The organism is Bartonella heixiaziensis, assembly GCF_046245125.2.
Taxonomy (GTDB): Bacteria; Pseudomonadota; Alphaproteobacteria; order Rhizobiales; family Rhizobiaceae; genus Bartonella; species Bartonella heixiaziensis.
In genome coordinates this window covers 318,779-335,558 of the sequence record NZ_CP176404.1, presented here as the reverse complement: position 1 = coordinate 335,558, position 16,780 = coordinate 318,779, and the positions used below count along the sequence as shown (strand labels likewise).

The window sequence follows — 16,780 nt, the reverse complement described above, 5'->3', positions numbered from 1 at the left end:
TTATAAAACGTACAGTCTATTGATTATCTTAAGAAGGATTAGCTCTATGCGCAATGCGACAGTATCCCGCTTTTTTACTCTCTTTATCGCGGGTATTATGCTGATACCATCACCCATCTATAGCAAAGTTAATGCCGCTTTTAATACAGGCTCATTTACAGGTGCCTATCTAGCTGGGAGGGTCGCAAATCATGAAAACAAAACAGATCTTGCTATCAAGTATTTTAAACAGGCTCTTGTTCATAAACCTGATAATATTGAAACACAAACAGAACTCCTCGAAGCAATGCTCTTTTCGGGTGCTTTTGAAGAAGCTGTTAAACAAGCCCGAAAACTAAAAGAGCAAGATATTATAACGCCTTTTGTTTCCTTAACGTTATCGATAAAAAATCTTATTCAGAAAGATTACAATAATGCCAAGCTTCTTCTGCAATTAAAAGCACCTCCAGCATCCAATAATCCAATACCAGAATTAATCCATGCTTGGGCCACATTCGGATCGGGGCAGCAATCTCAAGCAATCGCTGATCTTGAAAAAATCCAAGGACCTGCTTGGTATGATTTTTTTATACGTTACCATCTTGCACTCATGTGTGACTTGGCGGGACGTAAGCTGGATGCAAAAAAATATTTCGCTCAAGCGCTCAATAATAAACAGGGGATTCTTATAGCCCCTAGTACCTATGAACGTATTATCATAGCCTATGCCTCATTCCAATTGCGCCATAAAATGCACAATCACGCCCTTGAAACCCTCAAGCATGGCGAACAGATGCTATCAAACCGAGAAATACTCAAAAACATTCGGGAAAAAGTGGAAAAAAGCACTTCCTTAGAAAGAATTGTTAAAACGCCTCAACAAGGAGCTGGCGAGGTATTATATAACTTTGGAACAGCCCTCAACCACAAAAACTCAGGGCGAATTGCACGTATTTTCAAACAATTATCTTTAGCCTTATACCCTCAAAATGATGCAACACTGTTTCAACTAGCAAACATTTCTGCCAAACTGAATGACCGCAATCAAGCAATTAAACTTTATCGCGCTTTACCACCAAGCTCCCCTTATTATAAAGTTGGACAGTTGCGGCTTACTTTCATTCTTGCAAATAACAATAATTACAATGAAGCCATAAAATTACTTAACTCATTAAGGAAAAAATTTCCCAATGATCGACATATTTTGATAACGCTTGCTGCTTTCTATATGCAAGACAATAAATTTGTTGAAGCTACCAAAACTCTAGATCGTGCTATTGCACAGATAACAAATTTTCAACGAGAGGATTGGAAACTCTTTTATCAACGCGGTATCGCTTTCGAACGTTTAGATCAATGGACAAAAGCTGAACTTGATTTGCGAAAAGCACTTGAGTTTTTTCCTGATCAGCCGCAGATCCTTAATTATCTAGGCTATTCACTTGTTGAGCGGAATCAAAAGCTTGAAGAGTCGCTCCATATGCTGCAAAAAGCTTCTGCATTACAATCGCGAGATAGCCATATCCTAGATTCTCTAGGGTGGGCTTATTACAAGCTTAAACAATACAACAAAGCTGTTCAAATATTGGAATCCGCTGTCAAATTACAACCTGAAGATCCAACATTGAATGATCACTTAGGCGATGCCTATTGGCAAGTTGGGCGTAAACGTGAGGCAATATTTCAATGGAATCACGCAATTGATGGAGAAGCAAAAGATTCTAAAAAAATCCAAGAAAAGCTGAAATTTGGCTTGCAATAAATAATGATGCTTGACCACAACCTTATGAAACAATAGACAGTCATGAAGGCTGAAATTCCTTTGGTCGCTATCTGTTGATCGAACATTAAAGAGTATAAAGCGTGAAACTGCCTGAATATCTCAACCCTGTGCGTTCTTTTCAGGGACTTATTTTAACTTTACAGAATTATTGGGCCCAGTATGGATGTGCAATTTTGCAACCTTACGATATGGAAGTCGGAGCTGGAACTTTTCATCCAGCAACAACACTGCGCTCATTGGGACCACGCCCTTGGAAAGTGGCTTATGTCCAACCCTCCAGACGCCCAACGGATGGCCGATATGGTAAAAATCCGAATCGCTTACAGCATTATTATCAATTCCAAGTGCTTCTCAAGCCCTCTCCCCCCAATTTACAAGAGCTTTATATTAAATCTCTACAAGCTATCGGTCTTGATACGAAGCTCCACGATATTCGCTTTGTTGAAGATGATTGGGAAAGCCCAACCCTTGGTGCTTGGGGACTTGGATGGGAGTGCTGGTGCGATGGGATGGAAATCTCTCAATTCACTTATTTTCAACAGGTTTGTGGCATCGAATGCGCCCCAGTTTCAGGAGAACTCACTTATGGATTGGAGCGTTTAGCAATGTATATTCAAGGTATTGATAATGTCTATGATCTTAACTTTAATGGTTTGGATGGAGAAAACAAAATAAGTTATGGGGATATTTTTCTACAAACAGAACAAGAATATTCATATTATAACTTCGAATTTGCTGATACCAAAATGCTGCACCAGCATTTTATTGATGCAGAACGTGAATGCATCGCACTCCTTGAGGCTGGAAAACCAAATAAAGAAAATGATTCACATCGGTGTGTTTTCCCAGCTTATGATCAATGTATTAAAGCTAGCCATATCTTTAATCTTTTGCAAGCACGTGGCGTTATCTCTGTGACCGAACGACAAAGTTATATTCTTCGCGTTCGCGATCTCGCCCGCCGCTGTGGAGAAGCCTTCTTACTCACTGAATCTGGTCAAATGCATACAAAGGAGAAGTCTAATGTCTGATCTTCTTCTTGAACTTTTCAGCGAAGAGATCCCTGCTCGTATGCAGCGGAAAGCTGCTATTGACCTTAAAAAATGTGTTACAGATCAACTTGTGAATGCAGGCTTAACCTATAAAGCTGCTCGCGAATATTGGACACCCCGTCGACTAACATTAGACATACGCGGTCTTTCTATACGCTCAAAGGATATCCATGAAGAACGCAAAGGACCTAGTACAAAATCACCACAACATGTAATTGATGGCTTTCTACGTGCAACAGGACTGAATGATATTTCTGAAGCACACATTGCACATGATCATAAAAAGGGTGATTTTTATATCGCTAAAATCATCAAAAAAGGACGAAGTGCAGAAGAAATTATTGCTGATATTTTACCAAATATTATTCGCAACTTTCCATGGCCAAAGTCTATGCGTTGGGGCAAAGATTCAGCAAAAAGTGGTGCACTGAAGTGGATCCGATCTTTACAAAACATTCTTTGCGTTTTTGGACCGGAAATTGGTGAAACGCATGTTGTTCCGTTTACAATTGGTTCTCTCAAAAGCAACAATCTAACCTATGGTCACCGTTTCTTAAGTGATGGGAAACCACTCCAAATCCGTCGCTTCGAAGATTATATCACCAAACTTGAAGCTCATAAAGTCATTCTGGATGCGGAAAGGCGAAAGAATATCATTTTGGCTGATGCTCAAAATTTGTGCTTTGCAAATGGCTTGGAACTGGTGCAAGATAATGCTCTCTTAGAAGAAGTTGCAGGACTTGTTGAGTGGCCAGTTACCCTTATCGGCGATTTTGACAAATCTTTCCTTGATATTCCTCCGGAAATTATTCGCTTGACTATTCGGGCCAATCAAAAATGCTTTGTAACACGCAAACAAGGTGAAAAAATAAAACTTTCTCGTCATTTTATTCTTGTTTCTAATATTCTGGCAAGCGATGAAGGCAAAGAAATTTCTAAGGGAAATAGTAAAGTTGTCTGTGCTCGTCTTTCCGATGCACTTTATTTTTGGCAAACAGACCAGCATGATTTGCCCGATATTAAAAATTTGAGACCCTCCAGTCAGAAATTTGATCTTGATTTAAAGAAACCTCTCGATCAAAGAATGGCGCGGCTTGATCATTTAAATGTTACTTTTCATGCAAAACTAGGCACACAGGGTGCAAGAGTAGAGCGAATTGCTGCTCTGGCACAAAAAATTGCACCTTTAGTGCAAGCAGAGCCGCTCTTGGCTAAACGTGCAGCAATGCTTGCAAAAGCTGATTTACAAACAGAAGTTGTCGGAGAATTTCCTGAACTGCAAGGAATCATGGGACGAAAATATGCCCTCCTTCAAGGAGAAGATCCTCACGTAGCTGAGGCAATCGAAGACCATTATAAACCTCAAGGACCAAAAGATCGTATTCCACAAGAACCTCTCGCTATAGCAGTTGCTCTGGCGGATAAAATTGACATGCTCGTCGGATTTTGGCTCATTAATGAAAAACCAACCGGTTCAAAAGATCCCTATGCGTTAAGACGAGCAGCATTGGGAATTATCAGGATTGTACTTTCGCGTGACTGGGAAATTAATCTTATGTCACTGTTTAATCTGGCAATGAATTTTTTCTTACAACAAAAAAACAAATATGAAACATCTCAAATGGAATCTGAAAAATCACAGAACCGACTTTTGGATAAAAAAGAATATATTTTATCAGATCTGTTATCCTTTTTTCATGAACGTTTAAAAATCTATCTAAAAGAGGAAGGCGCTCGTTATGATGCTATTGAAGCAGTCTTAAACAAAGATGCTGATGATTTGTTATTAATTGCGCGACGTGTCGAAGCGCTTATCGCTTTTATCAATACAAATGATGGAGGTAGCTTTTTAGGCGCTGTAAAACGTACTATAAACATTCTTGAAAATGAATGTCAAAAAGGCTCAACAATAGCAAATGAAATTGCCTCTGAACTCTTTATCGAAACAGAAGAAAAACAGCTGTATCAAGCAGTCATTGAAATAGAAAAAAAGGTTTGTGACTACATCAATCTTCAAAATGTATCAGGTGCACTCACTACGCTAGCACAACTGAGAGGATTTATCGACACATTTTTCGAAAACGTATTGGTGAATGATAAAAACCCCAATGTGCGCACTAACCGTCTCGCGCTTCTCAAGCGTATCCATAGTATTACACAAGTGGTTGCAGACTTCTCAAAACTTGTGGTCTAAGACTGAAATGCTCTGTGAAATTACTTCACCGTGAAGTGTGCAATAAATTTAGAAAAACTGTAGAATTTTTAGCATAAATAATACTTTATTTATTGAATAAAAAGCAGAATAAATTATCGAATAGAAAAATTGAGAGATATAAAAATCAGAAAATCACCGCTGCTCTCGAAAAAACTCTCCTCCAAAGGATTATCCCCTCTGAACTCATCTAATACCCCTAATTAAGATATGTTTTCATTTTGGTAAGAGATTCTTCAACGAGAGACTCCTTAATAAGTTGATTCGCTTTGTTAGAATCTAACTCCTTTGCAATAAGCGTGCGAGCAGCAGAAACCGCTAAATCAATGGCGGATGAAGAAACCATGCGTACCGCATCAGCTTCGGCTTGAGCAATTTTTTGCTCTGCCAATTTATTGCGATTCTTTACATATTCTTCTGCTTTTGTACGAGCTTCAGAGACAATAGCCTCAACTTCACGCTTAGCTGCTGCAATAATCTCTTGCGCATCCTTTTCTGCTTCCGCATGTTTGCGCTGATATTCAGCTAGAACTTCCTGAGCTTCCTCACGAAGACGAAGAGCCTCATCAAGCTCATCCTTGATACGCTTTGCCCGTGCATCAAGGTGGCGCATAGCCATTTCTGGAACTTTGAAATAAACTAAAAGAATCAGAAAAATAACTAATCCAACAAAAGCCCAAAAAGTATCTGTCATCTTTGTAATCCTCAGTAACCTGCTGTTTTAACAGCTGAACGAACAGATTCTTGGCTAACTTCAACATCAATCAATTTCTTTACAATTTCAAGGGCTACTTCTTCAGCAATTGAACCAACATTTTGCATAGCTTTATCCCGAATTTTTGCTATCTGTTTTTCAGCATCTGCTAGCTTTTTCTCTAAACTTGCTTCAATTTCTTTTCGTTCAAGCTCAGCCTTTGCCTTTATCTCCTCACCAGCTGCCTGTGCTATAACATGGGCTTGTGAACGTGCTTCCGCTAATTTTCGCTCATAAGTTTCAACTACACTATCTGCTTCTTGCTTCAGACGCATCGCCTGATCCAAATCAGATGCGATTCGATCTCGACGTGTTTCAATAACACCACCAATACGTGGTACAATTACACGAGAGATGAAAAGATAAAAAAGCCCAAAAGAAATCGCTAACCAAAAAAGATGTGAACCAAAATGCACGAAATCAAAAGGTGGAAACACACGATCCGCATGCTCTGCTGCATTTTTAATATGCCCTACCGGTGTTTCAGTATTCTGTGCATAAGCGCTAGAAATAAGCATTCTATCTCATCCTTCAAACAGCTTACTAAAGCTCTTTAATTGAAAACAAATGATAGTTGATTAACAGTTTCTTCCAATGCAAAGTCCAAAGAGCATGCCCGCCTTTCATCAAGAAAGCAGGTATACCCCTTTTAAAAATGATTAAACCGCAAAAAGAAGCAACAAAGCAACGAGCAATGAAAAAATGCCCAAAGCTTCCGTTACAGCAAAACCAAAAACGAGACGACCAAACTGACTATCTGCTGCCGATGGATTGCGCAATGCACCAGAAAGATAACTACCAAAAATGTTTCCAAGGCCCAAAGCTGTCCCCGCCATACCAAAGCAAGCAAGACCAGCACCAATATATTTTGCTGCAAGCACTAATTCCATATTATTCTCCTTTAAAGCGAAATTGTACAATTTGACGGAAACCCGCCAGTTTTATTAATGTCCCGGATGGACTGCATCGTTAAGATACATACAAGTTAAAACCGTAAACACGTAAGCTTGAAGAAATGCAACCAAAAATTCAAGAGCAGTAATTGCTACGGTCATGATAAGCGGTAAAATTGAACCACCAATGCCCATGATCCCTACTCCAATCATTGAGACAATAAAACCAGAAAATACTTTGAGGGTAATATGACCAGCAAGCATATTAGCAAAAAGACGGAGTGAAAGACTAATAGGGCGAGAAAAAAAAGAAATAACCTCAATCATCGTAACCAGAGGCAAAATCACAACAGGCACACCACTGGGAACGAATAGTTTCAAAAAACCAGCCCCATGCTTATAAAAACCATAACCAATAACCGTCAAAATCACCAACATCGCCAGTGAAAATGTGATCATAATCTGAGAGGTAATCGTATAAAAATAGGGAAAAAGCCCAATAAAATTAGCAACTAAAATAAAAGTAAATAAGGAAAAAACTAAAGGGAAAAATTGCATTCCCTGCACCCCAGATGATTCCCGCAAAGTCGATGCCACAAATTCATAAGCCATCTCTGAAAGAGATTGCATCCTTGTCGGAACTAACCCACGACTTGATGATGAAATGAAGAGGAATACTGAAGTTACAACAACTGTGGCCACTATAAAAAATGATACATTTGTAAACGACAAATCCATATTTCCGATGGAAATATTAATTAGCCGTGTAATCTCAAACTGATGGATAGGATCTGGAGCGTGCGATGTCACTTCAACCTCATTTATCGGACCTCTTATCGGCCCCTTTATCTTTGCGCAATGCGCCTTTTTGCTCTAATTGGCTGGGAGCAATATACCCCACAGACCGAAGAATACTCAATACACCCGCAGCGAATCCAAGAAAAAGAAAAAACACCAAGCCCCATGGCAATGAACCAACTAGCTTATCAAAGCCCAATCCCAAAACAACGCCCACAATAATACTTGCCAAAAACTCACTGGAAAGCTTAACTGCACGGGCTACCATCCCTTGTGGCTCTTCTCCCTCATTCTCGTATCTCCGCTTCTTTAATGCTTTCTTACGCATTAAAGCTAAACCTAAATTCTTACTACGACATTCCAAATCCTCTGAATGAAAACAGTCTTCTTGCCTTTTCTCTTCAGCTTCCTTTTCTGGTACAACGTGTTCGTTGCCCTTCGCCATAATTGGCTCCTTAATCAAAAAGCAGAGTCAAAACGCATCTTACAAGACCGTCAGTAACATATTGTTCTCAAATTTATTCGTCAAGCCACTAAAAGAAATCTATCACAATTTATCGCATAAATAACGTGTCCTTCAATTTTATGAACTCTAGCCATTCATGCACCTTCAAATAATCACCCTCATCTGTATGGTAATATGTTACTGCCTCACCTTAAGTAAAGCTATATGCATCCTCGTATGACAACTCTAGAAACATATTGAGAAAACATCTCCTGAAATAGATCAATTGTCGTACATTCTTATCCATCGTTCATTAATAAAATGAGCCTTAAGGATTATTCGTCTTTTGAACCATGTATTTCTTCCTGTGTTTGAAATGATAAGCTTCGCAAATACTTCTATTCTCTTTATTCAGCATAAACAGCTATAAACAACGGCATTTCTGTCCACCAATATATTCTTACTGGCCGATGGTAAGATGGTAAAAAGATTCTTTTCACAAAAAAGAAATTTTATTTTCCTTATTTATTGAAGATAAAGTCATTATCTTTTGATAATGACCAATTGCTTTTCGATATTAAAACTCAATGATTCATGAAAACGCTTGTTTTTTCACTTGCTTTTCAACGCAGATTTCATGAACTATGATAGGGAGGGATTATTTCTTTTTGGAGCGCGCTGCAAAAGGATTTTCAGATGCCCGTAATGATATGCGAATTGGTATACCTGGCATCTCAAATGTATCGCGTAATCCATTGACAAGATAACGCAAATACGATTGGGGCATTACTTTTGGCCGCGAGCAAGAAATTACAAATCCAGGCGGACGTGTTTTAACCTGTGTTATATATTTTACCTTAAGTCGGCGCCCTGAAACCGCAGGCGGTGGATGATGTGCAATGACAGTTTCAAGCCATCTGTTGAGTTTTCCAGTGGAAATACGGCAATTCCACACACGGTGCATCATCATGATATTTTCCATCAGTTTATCAATCCCTTGGCCATATTGACCCGATAAAGGAACAGCTCTCAAACCACGAACTTGAGGAAGAAGGCGAGCGCATTTTTCATGTAAATCGGCCAATGTTACCTGGCTATTTTCAACAAGATCCCACTTATTGAAAGCAATAAGTGGAACACGCCCTTCACGAATCACAAGATCAGCAATTTGTAAATCCTGCTTTTCAAAAGGCGCAGTTGCATCAAAAACGATCACAACCACTTCTGCAAAACGAATTGCACGTAAAGTATCCGCAACAGAAAGTTTTTCTAATTTTTCTTGAATCTTCGATTTTCGACGCAATCCTGCAGTATCAAAAAGTTTAATATGACGACCACGCCATTCCCAATCCACAGAAATAGAATCACGTGTAAGCCCCGCTTCTGGTCCTGTTAACAAACGATCTTGTCCCAACATCCTATTAATGAGGGTCGATTTTCCTGTGTTTGGGCGACCAACGATTGCAATCCGAAGGGGTTTACTTTCATCATAAACAGAGTCCTCTTCCTCCAAGTCACTTACATAATCATCAATAGATGCCGGCTTTACAATAATAAGTTTTTCTTCGTTTTTGCTTTCAAAAGTTCTCTCTTTACCAAGAGCATCCACAATTGCATCACGAAGATCTGAAAGACCCAAACCATGTTCAGCGGATATTTGACAAGGCTCACCAAAACCTAATGACCACGCCTCATACTCTCCCCCTGTTGCTGATTTTGACTCAGATTTATTGGCAACAAGCACAATCGGTTTTCCCGATTTGCGAACTAATGAAGCAAAATTTAAATCACTCGGTGTTATTCCACTTTTCGCATCAAACACGAACAAAATAAGATCAGCTTCCTCAATGGCAACTTTTGTATGAGAACGCATACGACCTTCAAGTGTGTGATCTCCCGCTTCTTCCAACCCAGCCGTATCAATCACATCAAAACGTAGATCTTGAAGTTTCGCTGCATGAACCCGCCGATCACGTGTCACACCCGGCTTGTCATCAACTAAAGCCAATTTTTGCCCGACCAAACGATTAAAGAGCGTTGACTTCCCAACATTGGGGCGACCAACTATAGCAATGGTAAGGTTCATCAATTTATCCCTTATTTGCTTTGCCCTCAGCTTGAATAAGCTCAAGCATAATTCGCGCCCTCTCTACTATTTTTGATCCTAGAGCACCTTCTTCAGAAATCTTTTTAAAATAATAAACCGCATCATTCATTTTATCTGCTTTATAAGCGGCTAAGCCCAAAGCTTCTCTTGCAGACATACGCATAGGATCAACATCATTTTCCATATCTTTGACGCGTTTTTTCACATCATCCAAGGTCCCTGTATCAACCAAAATATAAGCTGCCCGAATTTTTGCCACTTTTCGCAAAATTTGCGGTGCTTTTTTATCAGCCGCAACAGAATCAAGGGTCTCTACTGATTTAACAGCATCACCTTTTTCCATAAGTAAAGAAGCTTCACGCAAACGAGCAAGAAAAGGATACCCCCCAAAATTAGAAGCTTTAACATTTTCCAATTGCTTCATCGCTTCATCAAAATGACCTGTATCCGCAAAATCAAGGACTTTTACAAATGCATCACCAATACGAGCGGATTTCTTCATTTGCTCATGATGGTAAATTTGATAAGTGACTATCATCAGCACAAAAATAATGGCTGCAACAATAATCGAAAAACCGTAACGTTTCCAAAAAGCAAGAGCCTTTTCCTGACGAAACTCTGCATTTACTTCAGCAATAAAACTATCATACGACATATAATCATACCTTGAAAAAAATTACTTTCTCCGCTTTTACGCATAAATGAAAAAAGATGGTAGCCCTAAAAGTCAAAATCTTAAAATTGCCAGGCTATTCGTTGCAAATCAATGCATACCCGATCAGATTGAAATTTTTCAAATGCATCATCAAAAACAATATTACTGCTTTTTGTTTCACATTACAGCTATTACATATCTTTAGTTTGTAAAAATAGTAAATTTATCACTGCCTTAATATCCACCCTGCATTGTTGCCTATAATCTCGGCAGCGTATTCGTAATCCTCTAATTATATATGTATGGAAACACTTTTTTAAAACCTTAAAAGAAACTGTTGCATTGCATTTTTCAAAATCCTTGGTTGTCGAATTACATTGGGAAGCCAATCCATTAAAAAACTTTAACAAAAAGATACAGTTAAATTTCCATCATTGGAAATAGCTGCAACAAAATAAAAAAGCCTCGTTATCCAGCCTCAAAGAAATGCTGGAGTTTATAATAGAGGCTTGATACAAATCTAAACTCCAAGCAAAACTCTTTGCACAAAATATTCTCTTCAACTTTACTTCATCCGATAAAAAACTTGTGTGACTGATACTTAGAGGTTTTAAAAAGTGTTCTATTATAATGGCCAAATCCACATGAGCATTGGAACCGCAACAAGTACTACTAATACTGCCAACGGAGCGCCAAAGCGTGGATAATCACTAAAACGATAGCCTCCAGGTGCCATCACAAGCATATTACTTTGATGTCCAATAGGTGTGAGAAATTCACATCCCGCACCAATTGCAACAGCCATCAGAAAAGCTTCAGGTTTATAATGAAGAGAATGAGCAAAACTAGATGCAATTGGTGCTACCATCATCACTGTTGCTGCATTATTCAAAAATGGCGTTACCAACATAGCTGTAATCAACATAAGTGCTAATGCACCAGATGGTGGAAAAAACACCGCTAATTGGCTAAGCCACTGACCTATGAGATCCGTGCATCCGGTCTTCTCTAGTGCTTCACTCACCGGAATAAGGGCTGCTAATAACACTAATATTTGGCCATCTAATGCCTGATACAAGTCACGCGCTGGCAAAACTCGAAAAATAACCATTGCAGCAGCTGCAGAAAAGAAAGAAAATGCAACTGGAACGATCTGAAAAGCCGTAAAAATGATCGCTATAAAGAGAATAGCTAAAGATACGAAACCATGTCGTAAATTGCCAAACACAATATTACGTTTTGCTAAAGGCAAACATTTCAGTTCCCTTAACAAAGTTGGAATAACCATATCCTGTCCTTGCAAAACAATCACATCTCCAAGATGGAAAATAATATCACCAAGCCTTCCTCGTGCCCTTTCATGCTGGCGACTTAACGCAAGCAAATTCACATCATAACGATCAAAGAGTGAAAAACTTTTCGCACTGATGCCAATAAGAGGCGAATTATGTGTGATGACTGCTTCAACAATATCAATGTCACTATCCTTATCACCTGTGGAAATAGTGCGATCCGTAGAAAATTCTAAACGAGCAGCACTCATCACACTATCTAGCCCTGTATGAGAGCCTTCCAGTAAAACAATATCTCTTTCAGACAAAACAAAATCTGGAAGTGGCGAAATGGATACTTCGTTTCTGATGATTTGAACAACCATGACATCCCCACCAGACGGCTTAACGAGATCAATAATGGTTTTCCCCACAATCGGTGAATTTGTTGGAATATGCACTTCCGAAACATAATTACGAATATCAATAGCATCATCAAACGAAACACCTGAACGTACACGCACAGGTAAACGCCAAGAAAAAAAGATCAAATATAGAACACCAGCAGTAGCAACAGCTGCACCAACCGGCGTAAAATCAAACATGGTAAAAGGAGCACCTGTCAAACGTTCTTGCATAGCTGAAATAACCACATTAGGGGAAGTCCCTATCTGAGTCATAAGACCGCCCAACAAAGAACCAAATGCCATTGGCATTAAAAAAACAGAGGGTGAAATCTGAGAACGACGAGCAAATTGAAAAGCAATCGGAAGCATAATAGCCAAAGCTCCAATGTTTTTAACAAACATTGATAAAAACACCACAGAAATAACCAAAAAAGCCAATTGAAGGCGCACTGATTTCAGATCTGGCCATGCCCGTTGAATAATAAATTCCATTATACCAGAACGCGATACCGCCGTACTAACAACAAAAACACTCCCCACAATAATAACAATATCATTGCTAAAACCGCTAAATGCCTCCTTCGGGCTGACAAGACCAATGGCGCAAGCAATCAATAATGTACAAATAGCGACAAGATCATAACGAAATCGATCCCAAATAAAAACGACCATCATGAGACCAATGATAGAAAAAGCCATTATTTGATTTTCGGTCATGATACCCATCTCTCCCCATTAAACTACAATGAACAACACGATATCTTTATGTTTTATCTTTTATGTTTTAACTTTATCTTTTATGTTTTAACTGTTCCTACAAATAGCAGCAAGATAAAAGCAAACATAAAGTTGCTTTAGAGCGACTTTAAAGTGATAAAAAATTATAACCAGTATATACTCCCCTCTCTGTTATAAGTTCTTTGTTATAAAATGTTGAATCTAAAGAAAATTGGTGGCAGTTAATAAAAGCGTATTGCAAAAAAAATGAGAATGACTCTACAATTGAAAGAAAATAAAAATAGAGAACTGTTAAACTGGTGCACGCTCTATTTGATCCTTCGTCGTTGCTTAAAGAAATTTGTCTACATTCTTACATAAAATGGTCAATAGCGTTACATAGAATGATAAAAATGAAAGAAGAAATAATGGTCAATCTTAACGGTGAGTACAAAGGGAAGCTAAAATACTGGCTGACATATATTATTGGATTTGCTGCTATTCTGATAGTCGTCATTGTCGGTGTCTTTTATATGGCAAAACCCTACCTTGATAGTTTTGTAAAACAAGAAATAGCCCGCCGTTCCATAAAAGCAGAAACATCTGAAGTTAGCATCATAGGTAAAGTCAATTTGACAAATGTTACTCTGCCAGTCCCTGCAGACATATCACTTAAAATTGGTGCCATTTCGGCCCGTCCTCCCCTTTCTTTTATTCCTGGCACTTTTACACTTTATAATGTTGACTTAAAGCGTAATAATATTCACATTCAAATTCCCAAAATTTCTCTTAACAGCGTATACTTTAAAAAAAAGGATACCACGATCGCATCCCATCTTTTGCAATCAATTATGCGTATTGAGCTTTCCTCAATCGTTGCACCGGATATACTGCTTTCTGTAGAAAAGGAGAACAAATTAACTGAAAAACTTGAAATAAAGGATTTTCAGCTTTCTGGCTTTAAAAATGGTCAGATTGGTTCTGTTGGTTTCAAAAACATGGATCTTACGACAATAGCAGAAAACAGTGCCAAACAAATGCATCTCATCGCCAAGAGCGATACAATAAAAGTACATGATATCGACATTAACTACGCCTATTCTATCATTTTTGGAAAAAGCAATGCTCTCAACGAAGCAAAAACTGTTGCCGGTGCTATTTCTCTGGATAATGTAATGGTCGATGTGTTCCAAGAAAAAGGGAAGAATACTTCTTTCTCTCTTGGCAGATTTAGAACATCTGGTCTAAAAATGGAACCACTCCACCAAACACCTGAGAAATTGGTCAAAGCTTATCTTAACGCAAGAAAAGAAAATAACCAAGAAGCTGAAAAAACCGCGCGAAATGATATTCTTCTAAACGCTCTCCCCGCCATTACCTCAACCAATACTAAAATTGATAACGTCACGATTGATATACCACAGTTAAAGGCAACACTTAAGTCATTCCAATTCAAACCAACTCAATGGGAGCAGCCTATACCCAAAAACTTTCTGCTCTCTCTCGATAACCTTTCTATTGTACCTAAAAAAATGGAAGAAAAAGACTTAGCTTTCCTTAAAAACATGGACCTTGAACGGCTTGATCTTTCAGGAAAATTGAATGTCTCTTATAATGAAAAAAAGCGTACGCTCCTTCTTAATCCAATGTCTTTTGATATAAAAAACATTGGTTCTGGAGAAATATCTGCTAAAGCTGTAGATGTTGATGCAAAATTCTTCTCTGGACAAAAAGAAGCAATGATTGCTGCTTCCCAAGACTTTGGTATAATTGAAATCGATGTACGCTATACGGATGTTGGCTTCATTGATAAGCTTTTCTCTTATCTGGCAAAAAATCTTAATGACAACAGACATGATCTCAAGGAAGAACTTTATAACGATTTCTATCTGATGATGACACAAACCCCCAAAATATTGCTAAAAGATCATGAAAAAGCTGGAAATATTTCAAAGTTTCTTGGAGACTTTGCTAAAAATCCACAAACATTGATCCTTAAAATAACAGCAAAAGATAACAAAGGCCTCACAATGATAGATCTTGAATCCGCACTTCAAAATGATTTGTCTACTGTTCTGAACAAAGTTAATCTGACTGTCAAAAATGAAACATCCCCCTAAAGAACATGCTCCGTTTTAAAGGTGATAATTTTGCACAATAAGAGTTAAGGCTTTATTCCTCTTTTTTCTTTTGTATGATATAAAAAGCACCATACAGAATAGTTTACGTAAAAAATATATCCGTAATATTGTCGATAGTTGGAGTCATTCATGTCTGATTTATCTTCAAATCGCTTGCCTAATCGCGCTTCTCGTGTCACAAATCAAGCGCTTTCTGCTATCGAGCGTTTTCTCCATATTGAAGCTCTCAGCGGTATTATTCTTTTATTAGCTGCTGCTGCTGCACTCATTTTTGCCAATTCTGAATATGCTTCTCTCTACGAATCCTTTTGGCATACACCTTTTGGCTTTAACTTTGGCCATTTTACACTCTCATGGGATTTACATTTCTGGGTTAACGACGCTCTCATGACTGTTTTCTTTCTCGTAGCCGGAATGGAAATTCGCCGAGAAATTTATGAAGGCGCTCTTGCTGATTTTAAACAAGCAATTTTGCCAATTGTTGCAGCAATAGGAGGAGTCTGTCTCCCTGCAATTATTTACCTCAGCTTTAACTTTAGTGGTGGAGAGACACATGGCTGGGCCGTCCCAACAGCAACAGATATTGCCTTTGCACTAGGCATTCTTGCTCTTCTTGGGAAAAAAATCCCTGCTAACCTTCATGTCATTCTTTTATCATTAGCAATTATTGATGATATTATCGCTGTTCTTATCATTGCTTTCTTCTATTCAACAAACATTGATCCTAGTGGTTTAGCCATTGCAGCAGGAGGTATTGCTTTGGTGCTATTTTTTCAATGGATTGGACTCGCATCAGCATGGCTTTACATTCTACCTGGTGCAATCATCTGGTGGGGCTTAATGATAACGGGCGTTCATCCATCACTCGCTGGCGTGATTCTAGGCATGATGACTCCGGTTTTTCCTACCCGTACCCTTGTAGCACCGCTCACCATGTTAAGCAATGCAATGCAAATTCTTCAAGAAAAAAATGTAAAAACAGATCTGCACCATATCTCAACTGCATTGAAAAAAATGCGTAAAGGACAACGTGATATGATTGCACCAGTAATACGTGTTCAGAAAGCATTACATCCATGGGTTGCATACGGTGTGATGCCAATTTTTGCCTTTGCAAACGCTGGTGTTAGTTTTGCAAATTTTGACCTTTCTTCTGAAAAATCATTCTTGGTTGTTCTTGGTGTTATCATTGGTCTTTTTGTAGGGAAACCTTTTGGTATCATCACTGCTAGTTATCTAGCTGTAAAAACAGGGCTCTGTCGCTTGCCCCCTCAGACAACATGGGCAGGTATATTGCTCATTGGATTCTTAGCCGGTATTGGTTTTACAATGTCTATCTTCGTTTCAATGCTTGCTTTTAAAGATATTGTCCTTCTTGATTCAGCAAAAATTGGCGTTCTTTGTGGTTCTGGTTTATCTGCTCTTGTTGGTCTTGGGTATGGACTCATTTATATCAAGCATAATAAGCGCAATACAAAAATGCCTCATAATCCTCAATAAGCTATACGATAATGCACGTTGTTATGTTAACCTTTTAAAAAGCAATTTATTTGATTTATTATGCTG

At 38.5% G+C, this 16,780-nt stretch carries 13 protein-coding genes; 5 read left to right on the top strand and 8 right to left on the bottom strand.

Features of this window, described 5'->3' with window-relative positions:
- Positions 1 to 46: 46 nt before the first annotated feature.
- The 3 genes from ACKC4Y_RS01455 (at position 47) to glyS (ending at position 5,008) form a co-directional block, all read left to right on the top strand.
- Positions 47 to 1,741: a tetratricopeptide repeat protein gene (locus tag ACKC4Y_RS01455; protein ID WP_409361644.1), complete on the top strand. Its 1,695-nt coding sequence runs from the start codon at positions 47 to 49 to the stop codon at positions 1,739 to 1,741.
- A gap of 101 nt (positions 1,742 to 1,842) precedes the next feature.
- Positions 1,843 to 2,793, top strand: coding sequence for a glycine--tRNA ligase subunit alpha (locus ACKC4Y_RS01450; RefSeq protein WP_409361643.1), 951 nt, complete (start codon positions 1,843 to 1,845; stop codon positions 2,791 to 2,793).
- A complete protein-coding gene (gene glyS, locus ACKC4Y_RS01445; protein ID WP_409361642.1) occupies positions 2,786 to 5,008 on the top strand; it encodes a glycine--tRNA ligase subunit beta in 2,223 nt (740 codons plus the stop codon). The genes ACKC4Y_RS01450 and glyS overlap by 8 nt, the downstream gene beginning before the upstream one ends.
- 217 nt (positions 5,009 to 5,225) lie before the next feature.
- On the opposite strand, the gene ACKC4Y_RS01440 is transcribed toward glyS, so the two are convergent.
- The 8 genes from ACKC4Y_RS01440 to ACKC4Y_RS01405 all read right to left on the bottom strand — a co-directional run bounded on the left by ACKC4Y_RS01440 (position 5,226) and on the right by ACKC4Y_RS01405 (position 13,073).
- A complete protein-coding gene (locus ACKC4Y_RS01440; RefSeq protein ID WP_409361641.1) occupies positions 5,226 to 5,720 on the bottom strand; it encodes a F0F1 ATP synthase subunit B in 495 nt (164 codons plus the stop codon).
- An 11-nt stretch (positions 5,721 to 5,731) separates the two neighbouring features.
- Entirely contained in the window at positions 5,732 to 6,298 is a 567-nt protein-coding gene (locus ACKC4Y_RS01435) for a F0F1 ATP synthase subunit B (RefSeq protein WP_409361640.1), read from the bottom strand.
- 141 nt (positions 6,299 to 6,439) lie between these two features.
- Positions 6,440 to 6,670 carry a F0F1 ATP synthase subunit C gene (locus ACKC4Y_RS01430; RefSeq protein ID WP_004855165.1) on the bottom strand — a complete coding sequence of 77 codons (231 nt, stop codon included), beginning with the start codon at positions 6,668 to 6,670 and terminating at the stop codon, positions 6,440 to 6,442.
- A 54-nt stretch (positions 6,671 to 6,724) separates the two neighbouring features.
- On the bottom strand, positions 6,725 to 7,483 hold the full coding sequence (locus ACKC4Y_RS01425) for a F0F1 ATP synthase subunit A (RefSeq protein WP_409361639.1): 759 nt from the start codon (positions 7,481 to 7,483) through the stop codon (positions 6,725 to 6,727).
- Between the two features lie 7 nt (positions 7,484 to 7,490).
- Positions 7,491 to 7,916: an AtpZ/AtpI family protein gene (locus ACKC4Y_RS01420; RefSeq protein WP_409361638.1), complete on the bottom strand. Its 426-nt coding sequence runs from the start codon at positions 7,914 to 7,916 to the stop codon at positions 7,491 to 7,493.
- A 658-nt stretch (positions 7,917 to 8,574) separates the two neighbouring features.
- Positions 8,575 to 10,002 carry a ribosome biogenesis GTPase Der gene (der, locus tag ACKC4Y_RS01415; RefSeq protein ID WP_409361637.1) on the bottom strand — a complete coding sequence of 476 codons (1,428 nt, stop codon included), beginning with the start codon at positions 10,000 to 10,002 and terminating at the stop codon, positions 8,575 to 8,577.
- A gap of 4 nt (positions 10,003 to 10,006) precedes the next feature.
- Positions 10,007 to 10,678, bottom strand: coding sequence for a DUF2659 family protein (locus ACKC4Y_RS01410; protein WP_409361636.1), 672 nt, complete (start codon positions 10,676 to 10,678; stop codon positions 10,007 to 10,009).
- 625 nt (positions 10,679 to 11,303) lie between these two features.
- The gene (locus ACKC4Y_RS01405; RefSeq protein WP_409361635.1) at positions 11,304 to 13,073 is read right to left on the bottom strand and encodes an SLC13 family permease; all 1,770 of its coding nucleotides are present in this window, start codon (positions 13,071 to 13,073) and stop codon (positions 11,304 to 11,306) included.
- Between the two features lie 413 nt (positions 13,074 to 13,486).
- Between ACKC4Y_RS01405 and ACKC4Y_RS01400 the strand changes: the two genes are divergently transcribed.
- Together ACKC4Y_RS01400 and nhaA are read left to right on the top strand one after the other, a co-directional pair.
- Complete coding sequence (locus ACKC4Y_RS01400) at positions 13,487 to 15,193, top strand: hypothetical protein (RefSeq protein ID WP_409361634.1); 1,707 nt, start codon at positions 13,487 to 13,489, stop codon at positions 15,191 to 15,193.
- 150 nt (positions 15,194 to 15,343) lie between these two features.
- Positions 15,344 to 16,714, top strand: coding sequence for a Na+/H+ antiporter NhaA (gene nhaA, locus ACKC4Y_RS01395; RefSeq protein ID WP_409361633.1), 1,371 nt, complete (start codon positions 15,344 to 15,346; stop codon positions 16,712 to 16,714).
- Positions 16,715 to 16,780: the final 66 nt, after the last annotated feature.

What these genes read in the sequence shown, in the direction of transcription:
- ACKC4Y_RS01455 (WP_409361644.1), top strand. Translation starts at nt 47, where the DNA reads ATGCGCAATGCGACAGTATCCCGCTTTTTTACTCTCTTTATCGCGGGT.
- glyS (WP_409361642.1), top strand. Translation starts at nt 2,786, where the DNA reads ATGTCTGATCTTCTTCTTGAACTTTTCAGCGAAGAGATCCCTGCTCGT.
- ACKC4Y_RS01440 (WP_409361641.1), bottom strand. Translation starts at nt 5,720, where the DNA reads ATGACAGATACTTTTTGGGCTTTTGTTGGATTAGTTATTTTTCTGATT.
- ACKC4Y_RS01435 (WP_409361640.1), bottom strand. Translation starts at nt 6,298, where the DNA reads ATGCTTATTTCTAGCGCTTATGCACAGAATACTGAAACACCGGTAGGG.
- ACKC4Y_RS01430 (WP_004855165.1), bottom strand. Translation starts at nt 6,670, where the DNA reads ATGGAATTAGTGCTTGCAGCAAAATATATTGGTGCTGGTCTTGCTTGC.
- ACKC4Y_RS01420 (WP_409361638.1), bottom strand. Translation starts at nt 7,916, where the DNA reads ATGGCGAAGGGCAACGAACACGTTGTACCAGAAAAGGAAGCTGAAGAG.
- der (WP_409361637.1), bottom strand. Translation starts at nt 10,002, where the DNA reads ATGAACCTTACCATTGCTATAGTTGGTCGCCCCAATGTTGGGAAGTCA.
- ACKC4Y_RS01410 (WP_409361636.1), bottom strand. Translation starts at nt 10,678, where the DNA reads ATGTCGTATGATAGTTTTATTGCTGAAGTAAATGCAGAGTTTCGTCAG.
- ACKC4Y_RS01405 (WP_409361635.1), bottom strand. Translation starts at nt 13,073, where the DNA reads ATGACCGAAAATCAAATAATGGCTTTTTCTATCATTGGTCTCATGATG.
- ACKC4Y_RS01400 (WP_409361634.1), top strand. Translation starts at nt 13,487, where the DNA reads ATGAAAGAAGAAATAATGGTCAATCTTAACGGTGAGTACAAAGGGAAG.
- nhaA (WP_409361633.1), top strand. Translation starts at nt 15,344, where the DNA reads ATGTCTGATTTATCTTCAAATCGCTTGCCTAATCGCGCTTCTCGTGTC.